Below are 279 nucleotides of genomic sequence, written 5' to 3'. Positions count from 1 at the left end.
CCGGAAAAAGTCAAATAGGAGATCGCGGGAGCGCCTTATTTAAAGATCAGGCGATCACTGCGGTCAATCAATTTCACAATGAAATGGCCGGGCAGCCCGAGGAACTCTCGAATCCGAATGGGAACAATCAAATATTTATGAATCAGCGCGGCTCAAAAGGCGTTGTGCTGGCAAATGCAGGATCGTCTTCTGTCACCATCAATACTTCAACGAAATTACCTGACGGCAGGTATGATAATAAGGCCGGCGCCGGTTCATTTCAAGTAGCGAACGGCAAAC

The 279-nt window shown here is 48.0% G+C and carries 1 protein-coding gene; it reads left to right on the top strand.

All coding sequences use genetic code 11. The features are described 5' to 3' along the window. On the top strand, positions 1-279 hold a 279-nt coding region (locus R0K30_RS21695), incomplete at both ends, for an alpha amylase C-terminal domain-containing protein (protein ID WP_410612880.1).

This window comes from Bacillus sp. SIMBA_154 (assembly GCF_046536015.1).
Taxonomy (GTDB): domain Bacteria; phylum Bacillota; class Bacilli; order Bacillales; family Bacillaceae; genus Bacillus; species Bacillus pumilus_P.
This window is presented reverse-complemented; position numbering and strand designations above follow the sequence as displayed.